The sequence below is a fragment of the Methanoculleus sp. 10 genome, from assembly GCF_913757945.1.
Lineage (GTDB): Archaea > Halobacteriota > Methanomicrobia > Methanomicrobiales > Methanoculleaceae > Methanoculleus.
The window spans coordinates 232,625-250,657 of record NZ_CAJYDP010000001.1 but is presented as its reverse complement, the minus strand read 5'-3'; the positions used below and the strand labels follow the sequence as shown (position 1 = coordinate 250,657).

General features: G+C 63.5%; 21 protein-coding genes and 2 tRNA genes. 5 read left to right on the top strand and 18 right to left on the bottom strand.

Annotation, left to right across the window (positions count from 1 at the left end; translation table 11 throughout):
• Positions 1 to 19: 19 nt before the first annotated feature.
• Together QZ408_RS01280 and QZ408_RS01275 are read right to left on the bottom strand one after the other, a co-directional pair.
• The gene (locus tag QZ408_RS01280; RefSeq protein ID WP_292489016.1) at positions 20 to 472 is read right to left on the bottom strand and encodes a type IV pilin; all 453 of its coding nucleotides are present in this window, start codon (positions 470 to 472) and stop codon (positions 20 to 22) included.
• Between the two features lie 106 nt (positions 473 to 578).
• Entirely contained in the window at positions 579 to 1,487 is a 909-nt protein-coding gene (locus QZ408_RS01275; RefSeq protein WP_292489014.1) for a transglutaminase domain-containing protein, read from the bottom strand.
• A gap of 219 nt (positions 1,488 to 1,706) precedes the next feature.
• Here QZ408_RS01275 and QZ408_RS01270 point away from each other — a divergent pair, with 219 nt between their 5' ends.
• From QZ408_RS01270 to QZ408_RS01255, 4 genes are all read left to right on the top strand, one after another.
• Positions 1,707 to 2,648: a radical SAM protein gene (locus QZ408_RS01270; RefSeq protein ID WP_292489012.1), complete on the top strand. Its 942-nt coding sequence runs from the start codon at positions 1,707 to 1,709 to the stop codon at positions 2,646 to 2,648.
• A 317-nt stretch (positions 2,649 to 2,965) separates the two neighbouring features.
• Complete coding sequence (locus QZ408_RS01265) at positions 2,966 to 4,384, top strand: sugar porter family MFS transporter (RefSeq protein ID WP_292489010.1); 1,419 nt, start codon at positions 2,966 to 2,968, stop codon at positions 4,382 to 4,384.
• A gap of 1 nt (position 4,385) precedes the next feature.
• A complete protein-coding gene (locus tag QZ408_RS01260; protein WP_292489008.1) occupies positions 4,386 to 6,275 on the top strand; it encodes a glycoside hydrolase family 15 protein in 1,890 nt (629 codons plus the stop codon).
• 30 nt (positions 6,276 to 6,305) lie between these two features.
• Positions 6,306 to 7,301 (top strand): protein phosphatase 2C domain-containing protein, encoded by a 996-nt coding sequence (locus QZ408_RS01255; protein WP_365995295.1) that lies wholly within the window; start codon positions 6,306 to 6,308, stop codon positions 7,299 to 7,301.
• Positions 7,302 to 7,912: 611 nt separating this feature from the next.
• On the opposite strand, the gene QZ408_RS01250 is transcribed toward QZ408_RS01255, so the two are convergent.
• From QZ408_RS01250 to QZ408_RS01235, 4 genes are all read right to left on the bottom strand, one after another.
• Complete coding sequence (locus QZ408_RS01250; RefSeq protein ID WP_292489006.1) at positions 7,913 to 8,431, bottom strand: HEAT repeat domain-containing protein; 519 nt, start codon at positions 8,429 to 8,431, stop codon at positions 7,913 to 7,915.
• 247 nt (positions 8,432 to 8,678) lie between these two features.
• Positions 8,679 to 8,804: a hypothetical protein gene (locus QZ408_RS01245; protein ID WP_292489004.1), complete on the bottom strand. Its 126-nt coding sequence runs from the start codon at positions 8,802 to 8,804 to the stop codon at positions 8,679 to 8,681.
• A gap of 225 nt (positions 8,805 to 9,029) precedes the next feature.
• Positions 9,030 to 9,102 (bottom strand) — tRNA-Asp (locus QZ408_RS01240).
• Positions 9,103 to 9,118: 16 nt separating this feature from the next.
• Positions 9,119 to 9,225: transfer RNA gene (locus QZ408_RS01235), tRNA-Tyr, on the bottom strand.
• 147 nt (positions 9,226 to 9,372) lie between these two features.
• On the opposite strand from QZ408_RS01235, the gene QZ408_RS01230 reads away from it, so the two are divergent.
• A complete protein-coding gene (locus tag QZ408_RS01230) occupies positions 9,373 to 10,917 on the top strand; it encodes a 2-isopropylmalate synthase (protein ID WP_292489233.1) in 1,545 nt (514 codons plus the stop codon).
• A 38-nt stretch (positions 10,918 to 10,955) separates the two neighbouring features.
• Here QZ408_RS01230 and QZ408_RS01225 read toward each other — a convergent pair whose 3' ends face one another.
• The 12 genes from QZ408_RS01225 to QZ408_RS01170 all read right to left on the bottom strand — a co-directional run bounded on the left by QZ408_RS01225 (position 10,956) and on the right by QZ408_RS01170 (position 17,955).
• A complete protein-coding gene (locus tag QZ408_RS01225) occupies positions 10,956 to 11,321 on the bottom strand; it encodes a prefoldin subunit beta (protein WP_292489003.1) in 366 nt (121 codons plus the stop codon).
• Between the two features lie 171 nt (positions 11,322 to 11,492).
• The gene (locus QZ408_RS01220; RefSeq protein WP_292489002.1) at positions 11,493 to 11,732 is read right to left on the bottom strand and encodes a KEOPS complex subunit Pcc1; all 240 of its coding nucleotides are present in this window, start codon (positions 11,730 to 11,732) and stop codon (positions 11,493 to 11,495) included.
• Positions 11,729 to 12,133, bottom strand: coding sequence for a hypothetical protein (locus QZ408_RS01215; RefSeq protein ID WP_292489001.1), 405 nt, complete (start codon positions 12,131 to 12,133; stop codon positions 11,729 to 11,731). Before QZ408_RS01215 ends, QZ408_RS01220 begins: the two co-directional genes overlap by 4 nt.
• Positions 12,130 to 12,261: a DNA-directed RNA polymerase subunit P gene (locus QZ408_RS01210; protein ID WP_011844513.1), complete on the bottom strand. Its 132-nt coding sequence runs from the start codon at positions 12,259 to 12,261 to the stop codon at positions 12,130 to 12,132. Before QZ408_RS01210 ends, QZ408_RS01215 begins: the two co-directional genes overlap by 4 nt.
• A gap of 6 nt (positions 12,262 to 12,267) precedes the next feature.
• Entirely contained in the window at positions 12,268 to 12,558 is a 291-nt protein-coding gene (locus tag QZ408_RS01205) for a 50S ribosomal protein L37ae (protein ID WP_292489000.1), read from the bottom strand.
• 55 nt (positions 12,559 to 12,613) lie between these two features.
• On the bottom strand, positions 12,614 to 13,318 hold the full coding sequence (locus QZ408_RS01200; protein WP_292488999.1) for a ribosome assembly factor SBDS: 705 nt from the start codon (positions 13,316 to 13,318) through the stop codon (positions 12,614 to 12,616).
• Positions 13,319 to 13,330: 12 nt separating this feature from the next.
• Positions 13,331 to 14,053, bottom strand: a complete 723-nt coding sequence (gene psmA, locus QZ408_RS01195; protein ID WP_292488997.1) for an archaeal proteasome endopeptidase complex subunit alpha — start codon at positions 14,051 to 14,053, stop codon at positions 13,331 to 13,333.
• Positions 14,053 to 14,535, bottom strand: a complete 483-nt coding sequence (locus tag QZ408_RS01190) for an Rpp14/Pop5 family protein (protein ID WP_292488995.1) — start codon at positions 14,533 to 14,535, stop codon at positions 14,053 to 14,055. Before QZ408_RS01190 ends, psmA begins: the two co-directional genes overlap by 1 nt.
• The gene (locus QZ408_RS01185) at positions 14,532 to 15,176 is read right to left on the bottom strand and encodes an RNase P subunit p30 family protein (RefSeq protein ID WP_292488993.1); all 645 of its coding nucleotides are present in this window, start codon (positions 15,174 to 15,176) and stop codon (positions 14,532 to 14,534) included. Before QZ408_RS01185 ends, QZ408_RS01190 begins: the two co-directional genes overlap by 4 nt.
• Positions 15,177 to 15,208: 32 nt before the next feature.
• On the bottom strand, positions 15,209 to 15,799 hold the full coding sequence (locus tag QZ408_RS01180) for a 50S ribosomal protein L15e (RefSeq protein WP_292488991.1): 591 nt from the start codon (positions 15,797 to 15,799) through the stop codon (positions 15,209 to 15,211).
• A gap of 129 nt (positions 15,800 to 15,928) precedes the next feature.
• The gene (gene moaC, locus QZ408_RS01175; protein ID WP_292488988.1) at positions 15,929 to 16,423 is read right to left on the bottom strand and encodes a cyclic pyranopterin monophosphate synthase MoaC; all 495 of its coding nucleotides are present in this window, start codon (positions 16,421 to 16,423) and stop codon (positions 15,929 to 15,931) included.
• A gap of 128 nt (positions 16,424 to 16,551) precedes the next feature.
• On the bottom strand, positions 16,552 to 17,955 hold the full coding sequence (locus QZ408_RS01170) for an NAD(P)H-hydrate dehydratase (RefSeq protein ID WP_292488986.1): 1,404 nt from the start codon (positions 17,953 to 17,955) through the stop codon (positions 16,552 to 16,554).
• Positions 17,956 to 18,033 lie beyond the last annotated feature (78 nt).

Here is an 18,033-nt window from a genome sequence, read left to right as displayed (position 1 = left end):
CAAATACATGTCTTCGCGGTCATGCCCGGACGGTGTGCTTCGATACCACCTTCCCCGTCAGCCTGTCCACGATCTCCACGGTGACCATCACGCCCGGGGGGAGAGTATCATTATTAAGGTTGACCTCCATAACCTCGCCCGGGTTCCAGTAATGGGAGCGGCAACCCGGGCCTTTGAGGTGTTGCGACCCGATATGGTGCGACGAGATGAAGCGGTGGCCGTTCAAGGTCGAGATGGTGCAGAACCTCTGGCCGTCCCGGTAAAAGACCGCTCTCAGGCAATCGTTCTCGTAGACCGTGCTGCCGTTGTTGAGGAGGTAGACCCGGCTTGCACAGGTCGTCCCCGCATCGGTGTGGACGATCTCGGTGATGACGATCGGGGGCAGCGGAGGCTCCGCCCACGACCACGAGGGGATCATCCCGAGCAGCATCAGGAGGAGGAGGATGGCGAGGATGACCGTGATGGCGACCATCAGGAGCGCGGCATGGGTGTGCGAGAGGCCGCGGTCGTCTGCGGAGACGTTCCAGCGCCTGAGAGGGAGTTTCGGTGCCCTCTTTGTGGCACCCGGCGGCCGGGCCCTAATACGGCATCCCGTACCACTGGGCCAGGTTCCGGTACCGCCCGTAGGTATACTGGTCTAACGCGCTATCCATGCCCCGGATCCTGTTCCACTCGGCAGCATCGGTATGCTCCCGCCAGATCCCCTCAAAGGAGTCCCCGTCCGCCACGACGAAGACCTCCGGGGCCGACCTCAACCTTCCGGCCCCGGCATAGTCCCCTCCTGCATCGGTCGGAATGGCCGGGACGGTGGTCTCAATGAATGCGTAGCCCGTCTTCCCGTAGCAGTACCGGGCAGGCGCCCTGATGCCCACGACCATGTGCTGCTCCTGCTCAAAGCGCAGGACCGCAACGCCGTACCCCAGCTCCCGGAGAAGATACGCGAGCAGGAGCGACTTCTCGTCACAGTCCCCGTTCTGGTGGTAGAGCACGTGGTAGGGGTACTTGGCGAGTGTATCGAATGGGTAATCGATGTAGGGGATCTGCTGCACCATGCTGATCGCGGCCCGCACCTGGTCGTCGGGTTTCTCCTCCGCCGCCCGGATGCTCCGGGCCAGGTCTTTGAGGTACCGGCCCTGGATGCTCTCGTCGACGAACTGGAGCCAGTATTCGCGCTCGTCGTCGTACGAGGCGGGGTACTTCGTGGAGAGGTAGTCGTTGACACCCCGGTAGGCGTCGAACCGGATCATGCCCGGCTTACCGCGGACGACATACGGGTAATTAATAGTCTTTTGCCCCGTCTCCAGGTCTTCGGCGGTGGCCTGAAGGGAGCCGGGCGTGCCCGGCAGCCCGGCAACCAGCGCCCCGACCGATGAAGAGATCTCTCCACCCCAGACGACGGCTATGCCGATGATGACGAGAACGGCGATCACCCCGCCGGGAGGGATTCTCTGTGTGCGGCTGCGCGCACGGGTACGTTCGCCGGGCATACGGTAATGAGGAATTTGTCACCCAGGATATAAACGTTACTAAAATAATTCTTTGCCCGGCGGGGGAAACAGGAAATAGTATTCGAGGCAAACCGTGATGCCGGTGTTCGGCGCCGCAGCGGCACGAGGCATTCGCCCGGCGCTCTTCACCCACCCTCCCGCCGCCGCATCGTCCACCGCGAGGTAAACTTTCTTCTGTTTCACGCCCAGGGAAGGATCATGGCCGAAGCACAACGATCACAACGGCCCGGGTACCTGCACTTATCCGGGAGCGGCGAACTGGAGGAGCGGGCACGCCGGGCGCACGAGGTGCTCCGCGACTGCGTCGTCTGCCCCCAGGAGTGCCGTGTGAACCGTATCGAAGGCGAACTGGGGTTCTGCAGGACCGGCCTCCTCCCAATGGTTTCGAGTTACAGCCCGCATTTCGGCGAAGAATCGCCGCTCGTCGGGAGGAACGGGTCGGGGACGATCTTCTTTGCAGGCTGCAACATGCGCTGCGAGTTCTGCCAGAACTTCTCGATCAGCCAGTGCGGCATCGGCACGGCGGTCTCGTGCGAAGACCTCGCGGGGATCATGCTTCGCCTGCAGGAACGCCGGTGCCACAACATCAACTTCGTCTCCCCCTCGCACGTCGTCCCCCAGATCCTCCGCGCGGTCGCCATAGCCGCCGATCGCGGCCTTTCCCTCCCGCTGGTCTACAACAGCGGGGGCTACGACTCCGTGGAGACCCTCCGGCTCCTTGACGGCGTCATCGATATCTACATGCCGGATGCGAAGTACGGGCGCGACGACGTGGCGTGGGAACTCTCCCATGCCCCTGGTTACACCGCCCGCATGCAGGCCGCGCTCGCGGAGATGCACCGGCAGGTCGGGGACCTTGTCGTCGATGCCGACGGTATCGCGGTGCGGGGCATGATCATCCGTCACCTGGTGCTCCCGGGGAACCTTGCAAACAGCGAGATCGTGATGAAGTTCATCGCCGAGGAGATCTCGCGGGACTCCTACGTGAACATCATGGCCCAGTACCACCCGGCATGGAGGGCGGCCGAAGGGGGGAGGAGCCCGGTGCTTGCGGCGCTGCAGCGCCCGATCACGGCGCGGGAGTATGCGTACGCTATTGAGTGCGCCAGAGAGAACGGGCTTTCCCGCGGGTTCCCTTAGTTACTCCAGAACCCCCTCAACATCTGAGCACACGAGTCGTCCGGCCCCATGGGTCACGAAACGGATGGGAAAGGCGGCGGAGAGCGACCCCGGCCCTTCCGGGGCCGGTTGAGTCTCGATCCCGCCGGGCGCGTTCCATCACTATATTTATGTAGGTGCGGATGAAGCATCCGTCACCCGAAGAGAAACCGCCGAACGCAGGACCCGGGTACTGCGGAGGTACGGGATGCAGTACGCGCCTCGTCCCGGGATATATGTCTGTTTCAGGTTAATCTGCCCCTGAGAAACCGGTTCACGCATTAAGCAGGGAGCGAAGTATGAAAACACAGGGCGGAACGGTGAAGAGGACGGCCCTCACGCTATTCGTCTCCATCGCCGTTGCAGTGGCGGCCGTCGGAGGAATCCTCTTCGGGTACGATACGGGAGTCATTTCCGGGGCGATCCTCTTCATAACCAGCGAGTTTGCTCTCCCGCCGACCCTGGAAGAGATCGCGACCAGTTCGGTGCTCGTCGGCGCAATCCTGGGCGCGATCGCCGGCGGCCTCCTTGCCGACAGGGCCGGGCGGCGCCTCTCGATCATCGCCGCGTCGGCCGCGTTCCTTGCAGGCACCGGGATCGTCGTCGTTGCAGCAGGCCTGCCTGTCTTCCTCGCCGGCCGCGTGCTGATCGGTATGGCCATCGGCGTCGCGTCGTTCGTCGTCCCTCTCTATATATCGGAGATTGCGCCTTCGGCACTCCGCGGCGGCATGGTATCGATCAACCAGCTCTTCATCACGCTCGGGATCCTCATCTCCTACGGGGTTGATTACCTCTTCTCTTCAAGCGGCGACTGGCGTGCCATGTTCGCTTTAGGTGCGGTGCCGGCCGCGGTTCTCCTCGTCGGAATGCTCCTGCTCCCGGACAGTCCCCGGTGGCTCGCGTCCCGGCAGCAGACAGACCGGGCAACCGCCGTTCTCCAAAAGATCCGCGGAACCAGGGAGGTATCAGGCGAACTCGACGATATCAGGAAGTCGATTAAGGCGCAAAAAGGCGGCAGATGGTCGGACCTGCTGGCGCCGTCGGTGCGAATGCCCCTGATCGTCGGTCTCGGCCTGGCCGTCCTGCAGCAGCTGACCGGCATCAACACCGTCATCTACTACGCCCCGACAATCTTCCAGTTTGCAGGGCTGCATTCTGCCGGTGCTTCGATCGCGGCGACTGCGGGCGTCGGCACCGTGAACGTCCTCGCCACCGCCGCCGCTGTCGTGCTCATCGACCGGACGGGGCGCCGTCCTCTTCTCCTTGCAGGGATCGCGGGCATGGCCGTAAGTCTCGCCGTACTCGGGGCCGGGTTTGCTTTCAGCGGAGCGGTGCAGGGCGGGAGTCTCCTCGGGCTGATCACCGCGGTCAGCCTGACGGCATACATCGCCTCGTTCGCTATCGGCCTCGGGCCGGTGTTCTGGCTGCTGATTGCTGAGATCTACCCGCTCAATGTGCGGGGACGGGCCATGAGCGTCGCAACCGTCGCCAACTGGGCCGCGAACTTCCTCATCACCCTGACGTTCCTGACGCTGGTCGGAATACTGGATCAGGCCGGCGTCTTCTGGCTCTATGCACTCGTGAGCATCATTGCGTGGTTCTTCGTCCTCAGGCTGGTGCCCGAGACGAAAGGGCTCACGCTCGAAGAGATCGAAGAACACTTCAGGGCCGGCAGGCACCCCCGTGAACTGAAAGGTGTAGCGCGACCACGTGATTGATATGTCCGACCAGATCCAATCGCAGACGCCCGTGCAGCCCCGTGACGAGTACCGGCCGATCGAGGACTACGGGGTGATCGGGAACGGGCACACCGCGGCGCTCATCAGCAGCAGAGGGTCCGTCGACTGGCTCTGCTTCCATAGGTTCGATTCTCCATCGCTCTTTGCCCGGATCCTCGATCCCGACCGCGGTGGCTACTGGAGCGTACAGCCGGAGGAACCGTTCGAGAGTTCGCACCGGTATCGGGAGGCGACGAACATCCTTGAGACGACCTTCCAGTGCACCGGTGGAACCGTGGTTATCCGGGACTTCATGGACATCGCAAGTGTTGCCCGGCTCCGCCGGCTTCCGGCTCCCGGCAGGATTATACGCATCGCGGAATGCACCGACGGGAAGGTCAGGGTTATCTCAAGCTGCCTGCCCCGGCCGAACTACGCCCGCACGCCCCCGGAGTTTGCACTTCATGGGAATCAGGCGACGTTTGGGGGATATACGCTCACTGGACCGGCGATATGGGAGGCAGACGATGCAGGCGAAGCACTGGCCTGCCGGGTCACGCTTCGCGCGGGTGAAACGGCAGATTTCACGCTCGCAACGGAGGATGATGCCACCCTGCCGCAGCTCGGCCCGGCAGATGCCCTGAAGGCGACGACCGATTACTGGCGGAACTGGAGCGGCGCCTGCACGTACGAAGGACCGTATCGCGATACCGTGATCCGTAGCGCTCTCACCCTCAAGTTGATGACCTACGAACCATCCGGGGCCATCGTTGCCGCGCCGACGACATCCCTTCCGGAGACCTTCGGCGGCGAGCGAAACTGGGATTACCGCTTCACCTGGATACGCGATGCATCGTTCACGCTGTACGCACTCCTCCTTGCCGGGTACCTCGACGATGAACAACCGTTCTTCGACTGGCTCGTGCGCACGGTCAAACTGAAGGGGACGGGCATCTCGACCCTGTATCCGATTGTCCCGGAGAGCGGAACCGCCGAAGAGGTGCTCGACCACTTCAGGGGATACCGGGACTCCCGGCCGGTGAGGATCGGGAATCAGGCGGCGGTCCAGGAACAACTCGACGTCTACGGCGAAGTCATGGGAGCCATTCAGTTCGCCTGGCGGATCGGGAAATACGATCCGACGCCGCTCTGGGAGACGATGCGGCAGATGCTCGACTGGGTGACCCGGCACTGGCATGACCGTGATAGCGGGCTCTGGGAGGTCAGGGGCGGCGTGCGGCATTTCGTCTACAGTAAAGCCATGATGTGGTTCGCCCTCGACTGCGGGATCGAGATCGCGGAAGAGATGCGGCTCCCGGGCGACATTGAAGTCTGGCGCCGCGAACGTGACATGATCCACGAGGAAGTGCTCAACAAGGGATGGAGCGATGCGCTGGGCGCATTCAAACAGTCGTACGAAGACGAGCACCTCGATGCCGCGAACCTGCGCCTCTCCACCATCAACTTCATCAGGGGAGATGACCCGCGGATGCTCTCGACGATAGATGCGACGCTTGAGCACCTTGTCGTCGATGGCCTCTGCTATCGCTACATCGACGCCCCGGAAGGCGTGACCGGGAAGGAAGGGTCTTTCGTCGTCTGCACGACCTGGCTCATCAACGCGCTGATGCGTGCCGGGCGCACAGGGGAGGCGCACCGGATGTTCCAGAACCTCCTTGCACGCGCGAGTCCGCTCGGCCTCTACGCCGAAGAGATCCAGCCGGCGACCGGAACCCATATGGGCAACTTCCCGCAGTCGTTCTCACAGATCGGGATCATCAACGCTGCCGTTTCACTTGCCCACGCAGGATACGTCGGCACGGTCAGTCCGCATCACGCCGTCGCCGCAGATGCGGCGGGACATGGCGGCGGGGGTAAGCGTAGCCGCTGAGCCGCACGAACAGATACTCTCCCGTCTTCTGTGCCTCTCCGGCGCCGGGCGGGTACGATCTTCCATACCCTGCCGGTACAGGATCGGTCTCTGTCTTCAAACCCGGGTCCCGATCCCCGTAACTCCGGCATTGACGCCCCTCCTTTCCCCCCGGAAAAGGAGAATGGCGATGGTGAGGGAGGACCGGTCTCCCGCGGGAGATCAAGCACCAAAAGGCTATTCGCCCGGACACCCAGAGTGGTATACGTGAAGGAAAGGCCAGGGCTCCGATACGCGGCAGTGAGCGACATCGGCGGGCGGGAGCAGAACGAGGACGCGTTCTTTGCCGGCGAAGCGGCCGGGTACTCCGTGTACGCCGTCGCGGACGGGCTCGGGGGGCATGCCCGCGGGGATGTTGCGAGCAGGATGGCGATCCGGGTCCTGGAAGTGACCGCAGGCGAATGCCTTCCAGGGCTAAAACCCGCCGCAGTGCTCGAACAGGCATTCCAGCGCGTAAACGCCGGGATATACGCATATAACCAGGAGAACCGCCTGAACGCTGGAACAACCCTCTCGGCGGCGATCGTTGACGGCTCCAGGAGGTGCTGGATCGGCACCGTCGGCGACAGCAGGGCATACGTCATCACACCGTCGTCTGTCTGGCATACGCGCGACCAGAGTTACGTGCAGGGCCTGGTGGACGCGGGGTTCTCTCCCCCGCCGAGGCGATGCTCCACCCGGGAAGAACATCCTGACCCAGGCGCTCGGCCTCTCGGCCGGGGTATGGGTCGACCTCGACTTCGCGGAGATCGCCGGGGCGGTCCTGGTGCTCAGTTCGGACGGGCTCCACGACTATGTCCCGGCAGGTGTCATCCAGGAGATCGTGCTCGCCGACGAACCCGATACGGCATGCCGGAGACTGATCGATGCCGCGAAGGACGCGGGAAGCACCGACAACATCACGGTGATCGTCGCGAGAGGATGACGGGCTTATATCCGGGGTTAAGGTGCAGAAACAGGCCCCTGGTTCACTATGATCTGCTGTAGCGATGTAGGCTCACCTTCGCGGCTTCGCGGCTTCGCGGCTCTTCGCGAGAGGCCGTATCGTTATCCCCATCCACTAATGCAGTGATTCCAAACTAACGGGCCAGATCTGGCCTTCGTCCCCTCCACCCATAGCGCTCTTCTCTGTCCCCCACCCCGCCCGGCCTCCTCCCCCGCCCCTCCCGGGGTGCAGTGCGGGGATAGGGATAGCCCGGGATGAGCCGTATCCGGTTCTCCTCCGGGATCTCCCCAGGAGTGGACCATGGGGATATCGCCATGGAGGGAGGGACCGGGGGTTTCCCCTCCCGCAGGTGGGGTACTCGCATCGTTCCTCCTCAAAGCCCCCGCCCCGGAGGGGGCGGGGACGGTGCACGGGAATACCCGGGAAAATCCGTGCCCGGGGATGCAAACGCCCGGGCGGTGCGAAACACGATCGATGATCTCCTCCGGTGAGAGTGCCGGCAATTGAGAATCGATGCACTAACTCACGCGAAGCCGCGAAGAACGCGAATTCTGGTGTCTGGTTACTTGCAACTCCTTTCGCGGCTTCGGCTCTTCGCGAGAGACTGCATCGCCATCCGCACCCGTTAAACACGCCCGGGCCGGGAAATGTGTCAGGCACCCTCGACTCCCGCATCGCGGAGGGCCGCAAGGATTGCCGCACGGACGCCTTCGGTCGCCTCGTCCCCGAGCGCCGCACGAAGCAGGCCGATCGCCTCCGCGCCGCCGATCATGCCGAGGGAGCGGGCGGCGCTCCGCCGCACGAACTCGTTCTCGTCGCGCTGCATCGCCCCGGGCGTGCAACCGCCCGGGGTCGCCGAGCAGCCCGAGCCCCTTCGCCGCCATGTAGCGGACATGGTCTTTTCCGTCGCCGAGTGCGGCAACGAGGGCGTATACGCCTCGCCGTCGCCGATCAGGCCGAGAGCCTCCGCCGCACGGTAGCGCACCCTCCAGTCGGCGTCCTGCAGTAAGGCGATGCAGGCAGGCACGGCGGGTCTTCCAATCGCTGCAAGCCCCTGCACGGCCTGTGCCCGCACAACCTTGTCCGGGTCAAAGAGCCGGGAAAGGAGAGGTTGCAGGTCATGCTCATGCGGGTGTTCGTCTCCGGTCTCCGGCAGCATAGCGTGGGTCATCTCAAGTCACATCCGCGGGTCGTAACCGCTCGCATCACACGTTGAGGCGGAGTTGTGATAAGGGTTGATCATTCGGCTTCAGGCGGCCGGTGCCCGGCGCATCGCACGGGCGAGGGCGGCACCGGCAGGCTCTCCGCAGGGTGCCCGGCCCGGCTCAGACCGCGCCGGGAATACCGCCGCACGAGTATTCCGGGCCGCCGCCGGGAGCCGCCATACGGTGCAGTATCCCGGCGGCCGCGGCATGCCGTCAGATCAGATATCCCCAGGCATATAGTATCAGGCCTGCAAGAAGCAGGATACCGGTCCCGACGATGAGCGCCCCCAGAGTCTCGAATACGGGATCACTCTCAATCCATTTTACCAGAGCGTGCATGGCACCGGATACAGCATTCAGGTATATATATTTTATCTGGAAAATAAAAATAAGATCTAATATTTAACAGTATCTCATCGTGCGGTTACCGGATCGGCGCAGTTCACGATTATCCGGTAAACCCGTGACAGTTTCCGGCCTATTCCCGGAGGCAAAGGGCGGTTTTTCCTCTGCCGGTGGACGGAAGATACGCTCTGCTCTTCCTTTGAAAATGGGAGAAAATGACGCCCAGGACGGAATTCGAATCCGTGTCGACGGCGTGACAGGCCGTCATGATAGGCCACTACACTACCTGGGCACTTTTGATGGGTGGATCCCGCCTCCCGGATTCGAACCGGGGACATCGCGGTAGCCGCGCAGTTCGCCCGAGAGCGAAGACTATACTACAGCCGCGCACTCTACCAGTCTGAGTTAAGGCGGGTTTCTGCTCTAATAATGTTGTCGGGGGTTGTTATTAAAGATTTCGCCGAATCGCCGGGGCGTTGCACGGCCCGGGGCTCAGAGTATATATACAACCTCTGATAATGAGTAAGTATGAACCCTACAAACGCTGAAGCACCCAGGAACGCTGAAGCGTACTGTCTTCTTCACCGATAGCCGTGCGAAAAAGAACGTCACTGTTTTCGACACCACATTGCGCGACGGTGAACAAACACCGGGCATCTCATTCACGCGTGAAGAGAAACTCGGTATTGCAGAGCATCTCTCGAACATAGGAGTCCACACCATCGAAGCGGGCTTTCCCGCGTCCTCCGCAGCCGAGCACGAGATCGTCAGAGCCATCAGGGGCCTCGATCTGTCCGCGCAGGTATGCGGCCTCGCGCGATCGCTCCCGGCCGATGTCGATGCGTGCATCGACTGCGACGTCGATATGGTCCACGTCTTCATCCCGACGTCCGACGTCCAGCGCGAGTACACCATCAGAAAGACCCGTGAACAGGTCCTCGCGGCCACCGGCGACATCATCACGTACGTCCGCGACCACGTCGGCCAGTGTATGTTCTCCGCCATGGACGCCACGAGGACCGACTGGGATTACCTGATGGAGGTCTACCGCGTCGCGGTGGATGCGGGAGCGACGATCATCAACGTCCCCGATACCGTCGGCGTGATCACCCCGACAGCCATGAAACACCTCATCACCCGGATCGGCCGGGAGGTAAACTGCCCGATCGACGTCCACTGCCACAACGACTTCGGGCTTGCGGTGGCAAACACCATCGCGGCGGTCGAGGGCGGCGCCTCCCAGGTGCAGGTGACGGTGAACGGCATCGGCGAACGGGCGGGGAACGCCGATCTCGCGCAGACGGTGATGATCCTCTCATCCATCTACGGGATCGAGACCGGCATCAGGACGACAAGCCTCGTCGAGACCTCAAGGCTCGTCTCACGCTACGCCGGGATGAGCATCCCCGCCATACAACCGGTCGTCGGCGAGAACGCCTTCGCCCACGAGAGCGGGATCCACTCCCACGGCGTGATCACGCGGTCGGACACCTTCGAGCCCGGGATCATGACACCGGAGATGGTCGGTCACCGCCGCAGGCTGAAACTCGGCAAACACGCCGGCAGGCATGCGGTCAGGCAGATGCTCGCCGAGGCGCACATGGAGCCCGACGACGCGCAGCTCGACGAGATCATCCTGCGCGTGAAGGCGATTGCCGGCAAGGGCAAGCGGGTGACGGACGCGGACCTCTACGAGATCGCGGAGAGCGTCATGCAGGTTGCTCCCGACGAGAAGACCCTGGAACTCCGGGACGTCGCCGTCATGACCGGCAACCACGTCATCCCGACGGCGAGCGTCAGGGCGACCGTCGAGGGAGTTGAGCACGTCTTCTCGAGCATCGGCAACGGGCCGGTGGATGCGGCCGTCCGGGCGATCCTCGGGATCATCCCGGCCCCGGTCCACTTGAAGGAGTTCAACATCGAGGCGATCTCCGGGGGCACCGATGCCCTCGGGCACGTCACCATCACCGTCGAAGACGAGCGGGGCCGGGTATTCGATGCCAGCGCCTCAAGCGACGACATCATCCTCGCATCGGTCGAGGCGGTGATCAACGCGATCAACCTCGTCTGCCGGACGCAGAAGAACGACAAAAGGCGGGAAGAGTGAATATCTCACTCCTTCTCGCTCGATAAAAAAATCCGGGTTCAGGCGGCGCCGGGAGGCTGCTGTTTGCCTTCCAGCGCTCCCCGGATCTGTGAGGAGAGCTGCTCGAACCTGCCCTGCAGGGCCTTCTCCTGCTTTTCAAGTGACTTGACCCGGAGTTCGAGCGTCTCGATCCGCTCGTTTAAGGAAGCGAGCACCTGTTCCCTGCTCTTCTGCATCATGACGCTGCCGACGTTCATGAAGACCGCCGCATCCTCGGGGACGTCGCCGAGATCCTCGACCGCCCGCCTGGCTTCGCGGATCGTCAGTTCGTACTGCGCTTTCTGTGAGACCACAGTCTGCATCTGCTGCTGCATCTGCTGGAGCATCGCCAGCTGGTTCTGGACTTTCGGTGGAATACTCTCCATATTCATCAATCCTCCTTGAATGGGACGGGGATCAGTAACATGATTTCGGGTGGCAGACAGGGGCCTTCGCGGCCCTCTGTCCATTCTCTACATGATAGGGCGTGGAACCCATAAAAGGTGAGGGTTCAGGGGGGAGAACGTTGTCGCCGGCTGTTGCCGGTCCTGGCATCGTTACGGGGCGGCGATCTCCCGCATCTCGATCGCTATATTGATCAGCCGCAGCCAGGTGTTGAGGGCCGCACGGAGCGCCGGTATATCGGCGGCAGTCACCTCGAGGAGGAGCGTATCGTCGCCCGCGAGCCGTACGCGGACGGACGACCGCCCCCCCACGTCGTCCATCTCCTGGCAGACGGAGAGGTAGAGGGCACGCGCATCGCCGGTCGTGAACGAAAAGACCGCCGTATGCGTCACGGGACAACCTCCAGGGTATAGCGTCTCCGCTGCGTCCCGTCAAAGACGATCCGGTGTCCCGGGAGGGTCTCGCCGGCAAACACCGCGTCGATCTGGTCCTTGAGCGCCTCGTATACGGGGCGATCGGAGATGAAGAGCCCGCGGGCGATCCCCCCGGTTCGTTCTTCGACGGTGAACGACCGGAGAGCGATCTCCGTCACTGCCTCACCATTTACAAAGGTCTGGATGAGAAAAAAAGGACCTGATTTTGAGACGATCACGACCGAACCGTCACGGGAGAAGAGGTCACCCATGCCCGCCTTGCCACGGGTGACATACTCGGCGCCGATCGCAAACGCCAGATCCCGGGAGAGGGAGCGCACCTCAGGGAGCGGCTTACGTGACGTTGTGACGACCGTCATCGGGCCTTCAGATCTTTTATGCCGGCCCCGCGCTCTTTGAAGAGGATACGGTGTCCACAGTAAGGACAGCGTATATTGACGTCGATCTCCACTTTCTGCTTGCAACGAGCGCACTTATAGGCGGCCACGACCGGTTAGCCCTCCTTCTGCAGCGAGCGCTCGATGCTCCGGAGAGCGACGCGCATCACCGGCGTCTCGGGGACGTAACTTCCGCCTGCAAACTTAAACCCGCACTTGCGGCACGCCCAGATCCCGGTACCCTCACGCCGGACCGCTTTCTGGTCGCAGCGGGGGCACGCGTGGCTCGCGCGGGAGACCTGCTCGAGCTGGTTTATTCTCTTCCGGATAAACCGGCCATACCGCGGACCAAACCGCCCTGAACTTCCGACTACCCTGCCCTTGGCACTCTGTTTGCGCCTTGCCATTTCGCGTACCTCTTATATGTCCTCTAATTTTTGTGCTGTCGATTAATATAGTTACTCACGACTTGCGTTCGATGATCCGGGTCTCTGCATTTCCCCGGGAGATCTTGTTAACCAGGTCGTAGAACTCTTCCTGGATACCTGCCGGAATTCTGACGACGGCGATCCAGGAACCGTCCTTCTGCCACTCGTTCTGCTCGAGCGTCACCGCGCTCTGGAGCTCGCCGTAGGCCCTCGCGGCATAATCCGCCGGGATCTTCACGGCGATGCGGATCTCCTCGAACCGGATGGGGATAAGGGGCCGGAGTGCTTTGACCACCTCTTTGACCTGTTCCTCGACGGACTTGAAGGGGTCGACGTTCACCCTTGCCTCCTCCATGGCAAGCTCGATGCGCTGCGGGGGGTGAGGGAAACCGGTCTGGGGGTTGACCGCGTTCCTCGATATGAACGTGATGATCCGGTTCCGCTTCCCGGCGATGAGGTGGCGGCGCTGTTCCGAAGTGAGATGGATCTCGCCTTTCTGGATGATCCGGAGTGCTGCCGGCTCGAACTCGGTCGTCTTGAAGACTTTCAGGAGGGCCTCGTCAGAGGCCCGTTCGGCATGAGCGGCGTTTGAGAAGACATAATCGGCTGCAACGACCTCCTCGAGGTCGATCTCCTCCCCCTGCCGGATACGCATGGCCTGGTCGGGGTCGACAAGCACTTCAAACCGTTCTCCGTGGCTCTCAAGCCGCGCTACAACTGCCTGATCCAGAGGTATCATAGGGGGTGACGCTCACTCTTCGAACTGGTCGACGTAGGTCTTTACTTCGTCTTTCCCGAGTTTCCGGAACTCCCGGGTCGCGATGGAGACGATACCGATCTCGATGGCGCTCACGTCCAGCTTGCCTTCTGTTGCGGCATGCAGGGCCTTGATACCGAGTTTGATGGCGCCGGAAAAGTCAGCATCCTCCTGGTACTCGTCCTCGAAGACCTTCATGACCGCAGGCCGGCCCGTGCCGATCCCGGTCGCCTTGTACTCGAGCAGCGTGCCGCTCGGATCGGTCTCAAACAACCGTGCTTCCCCGTCGCTGACCCCGGCGATCAGGAGAGCGGTCCCGTAGGGGCGTGCACCGCCGAACTGGGTGTAGGTCTGCATGTGGTCGCAGAGCTTCTTTGCGAGGATCTCGACGTTGATAGGCTCGTTGTAGGAGACCCGGTTGATCTGGGACTCGACCCGTGCCCTGTCCACGAGGGCCCGCGCATCGCCGACGAGGCCGGAGGACGCCACGCCGATGTGCGTGTCGATCTTGAAGATCTTCTCGATGGAGACGGGCTCGAGGAGGCGGGACGTCACTCTTTTGTCCACGATCAGCACGACTCCCTCGCGGCACTTGATGCCGACGGCCGTCGTTCCCCGTTTCACTGCTTCTCTGGCGTACTCAACCTGGTAGAGCCTTCCGTCCGGGCTGAACACCGTGATCGCCCGGTCATATCCCATCTGATATTGTGGTTGCATTATCGTTCCTCCAAATCGGCTTCGGTGAAAAACAATGGCTTCTGATGCTTAATACCTTTTTCAACCAAATCAACCTTTTGACGGGGATAGCGGTACACTGTAAAACAGTTCTCCCCGATCTTTGCTTCCCCGGCCCCGGAGAGGGGGCAGATCGGCTTTATCCGGCGCCGGAGCGCGTGAATGGTCCCGGAAACCGCGACCGTCCGGAGTGCGGCCCGCTCATCGCCGAACGCGGTGACCGTCGCAAGAGCGGTGGCGATCTCCTTCTCCGTTCCCCGCCGGCACCGGACCACGGCGTACCCACCGTCGCAGAAGACCACCGCCGGTTGTGCGAGACCGACGGCCGCATCGCCAAAGAGCGAGGTCGCAGCCTCGATGACCGAGAGGTAGACCCCTTTCTGGTCTACGACCATCCCGTAAGGGAGGATCCGCGCCAGGATATAGCGCCGCTTTGTCCGCATCACCGGCGGCCTCGGTTTCATCCGACCACCCTCACGGGCTGTTCCGGTTCAATGAGCCGGCCGACGGACGCGAGAGCCTCGCTCACTTCCACCCCGGTCATCCCGAAGAGCGCGCAGAGGCCCCGGATCTCCCGGACCGACCGCTGCTCGAGGATCGAGCATGCGCCCGACGATATCGTCAGTGGAAACCCGTAACGCCGGTGCAGCAGGAGGATATCCTCATACCGCTGCAGCGCCCTCTGGCGCTTCGTCCCCCGGTACTGGATGAGGGGTACCATCGAGATATCCACCGCCACGCCGCGCTCCGCCGCCGACCGTGCGGCGACGTGGTCGAAGGCATTCTTCCGGGTGGTGTGGATGTTCCTGAGGACCTGCACCTCTTTGACCGAGACGACGGCACGGTTGAAGGAGATGTCCCCCGCGTTGACAAAGACCACGTCGGCACGCCGGACGGCGGGCTCGCGCACCTGCCTGATGACCTCCTTATGGGACGCGGCACCGATCACGGCACCGCGGAGAACCGCCGGCCCCCGGCCCGGGAGAGCGCCCTCGCCGATGGCGACGATGCTGTCGAACCCGAGTTCTGCCGCCTCGGCCGCTATCCGCGCAAGCGACGAGTCGCCGGCGGGATAGGGACGTACGCTCGCATCTGTGATCTTCATTGTAGAGAGGCCGTATGTAAAAAAAGGGTTATTTATTTGCCGCGGTTCGCGTGAGAGCGGATGCTCGGGCGGGTCTTCTCGGTCCCGCGCCCGCGCGTCCGCATGCCGCGGCCCTTCATGCCGGCAGAGGTCTTGCCGCGCTCCGCCCGGCCCCGGTGAGTCGGGTCGGCCAGCCACGCGAGGTTGCGGTCGCTCCGGATCGACGGGTGGTGGCCGTCGACAAGGATCACCTCAAACCATTTGGACCGTCCGTCTTCCCCGACCCAGTAGGAGTTCAAGGCCTCCATGTTCGGGAACTTGCGGGACGCACGTTCCTCGGCCATACGCTGCAGGCTCTTTGCCGGGGTCATCCGGCGCATGCCCATGCGTGCGGTCCTGCGCCCGCGGACGTACCGGGGTTTTCTCCGGCCGCCCCGGCGGACCTTGACCCGCACGACGACGATACCCTGTTTGGCCTTGTATCCAAGCGAGCGGGCCCGGTCGATCCGGGTCGGGCGCTCCACGCGCACGACGCTCCCCTCGCGGCGCCACTGCTGAAGGCGCTCCCAGAGGAGGCTTTTCACTTCCGACCTGTCTGGCCGCTTCCATGCCTCGCGAACGTAGGCATACATCGATTTTGCCATTCTCAAATCACCTCAGGTTCAGCGTTTCCGCCACATTCCTTTCCGGGACGCATCCCGTGGTTCCTAACAGGTTGACGAGAGCGCTAATAAAGAATTCCTTTTTGCCGGGTCCCGCGCCCGCGGGTGGACCTACATCCCCTTGCGCTTCTCCACGACGCGGACGGCATCGATCCGGGTGACCGGGTACTGCCCGTCCTCGTCCTTCTCCGCCGACTTGACCATATCCCAGACGGTGAGGAGGGCGACCGAGACGCCGGTGAGGGCCTCCATCTCGACGCCCGTCTTCCCGTAGGACTTCACGCGGGCGGTCGCCTCGATGTAGCCGTCGCCCTCCGCAAAGTCGATGGTGATGCCCCCGAGCGGTATGGGGTGGCACATGGGGATGATGCGCGGGGTATCCTTCACCGCGAGGGTGGCCGCCACCCGTGCGGTCGCGAGCACGTTGCCTTTGACCGTGGTTCCTTCCCGGATGGCCCGGAGCGTCTCGCCCCGGAGGTAGATCCTGCCGCTTGCAACCGCTTCCCGGGGGACCTCGGCCTTCGCCGTGATATCCACCATCTGCGCGCGGTCGTTCTCGATGTGCGTGAAGACAGGGATCTTGCCGTGTTTGCCGGACTCGTTCATGTGTATCGCAAGAGATCTTCTGTCTCCCGGGGGATAAAAGAAGGCGTCTTCGGGCAGGGTGCTGTACCGGGTCGCCGCGCCCCGGAGGTTCCGGCGCCCGCCCTGCCGGGGGGCAACGGTATAGAGGACTACTCCGGTGCCCCCCGGGGGAAGAGTTCCTCCGGGATGTAGTCGAGCATATCGGTTGCGAGCATCCCGCACCAGCGCTCTCCGGCCGCCCGCATGCCGGCTTTCCCGCTCGCGTATGCGGCGATAGAGGCCGCCTCGAAGGCCGGGAGGTGGCAGAAGAGCGCTCCCGCGACACCGGCAAGCAGGTCGCCCGTCCCTCCGACGGTCATGGCGGGAGTCCCGGTCCGGTTGAACCTGACCCGCGCCCCGTCGGAGACGATGTCGACCGGGCCTTTAAGGAGGATGGTCCCCGCCGTTGCGGCGGCCTTCACGCACCGGGCGCGCGCGACGAGGTCCGCCGGGGGTTCCCTCCCGGTCATCCGGGCGAACTCGCCCGCGTGCGGGGTGTAGATCGTCTCCTTTGCGGCAGGCAGGGGGCGGGCGAGCGCATCGGCATCAAAGACCGCCCGCTCTGCCGCCTCCGCGATGGCGAGCACGACGTCGTGGCTCTCTTTCCCGAGGCCCATGCCGCAGACGACGACGTCGGCCCGGTCGACGAGGGGGAGGATCGTCTCCAGGTGCTCCTCTGTGATCGTCCTCCCCTCCAGACGCTCGTAGATCAGGTCGGGCATGGGGATACAGGCAGGGGAGGCGACCCGCACGATGTCGGCCCCGGCACGCAGCGCCCCCAGGGCCGCGATGTAGGGCGCCCCCTGGTAGGGCCCGCCCCCGACGACGAGGACCTCGCCGCCGGCGCCCTTGTGGGCACCGGGTGCCCGCGCCGGGATGAGCAGGAGGTCGCCGGGGCCGGTGAAGACCTCCGCCTCGATGGGGATGCCGATATCCGCGACGTCCGCGCCCTCGACCTTCGGCCGGTGGAATGATAGGATCCGGCCCGCCCGGATGCCGGGGGTGGGGATATCGACGGCGATGACCGGTGCCGGGCCCGCGTTTGCCCGGGTAACAAGGGTCGCGAGCGGCTCCCGCACCGCGCCCGATGCCCCGGTCCCGAGCATCGCGTCGACGATGATGTCCGCTTCCTCGAAAAGGCGGCCGAGGGGCTCGACGTCGGCCGCGCACCTGACCGGGTGGAGGGCGACGGAGCAGTGTCGGAGGAGGGATGCCTGGGCTGCGGCCGCGGGGGTCATCGGGCCGGAGTCCGGGTAGACGACGTCGACCGCGCCGAGGTGCTGGAGGTACCGGGCCGCAACCATCCCGTCGCCGCCGTTGTTCCCCTTCCCGCAGAGGACGAGGACGCGGTCGGGGTTATAGGCGAGGACGGCCTCCGCGACCGCCCGGCCGGCGCTCTCCATCATCAGAAGCGACGACTGGCCGAGCGCAGCAGCGTTCTCCTCGATTGCCCGCATCCGGCCCGCATCGATCACGCCGACCTCCAGAAACTCCCGCATACCGTTTGCTCCCATCCCTCGCCCTCCCGGAAGGTTGCCTGATGGGTGCTATGGTATTCTTCTCATAGATACCTTTTGAGTGGGATTCTCCGG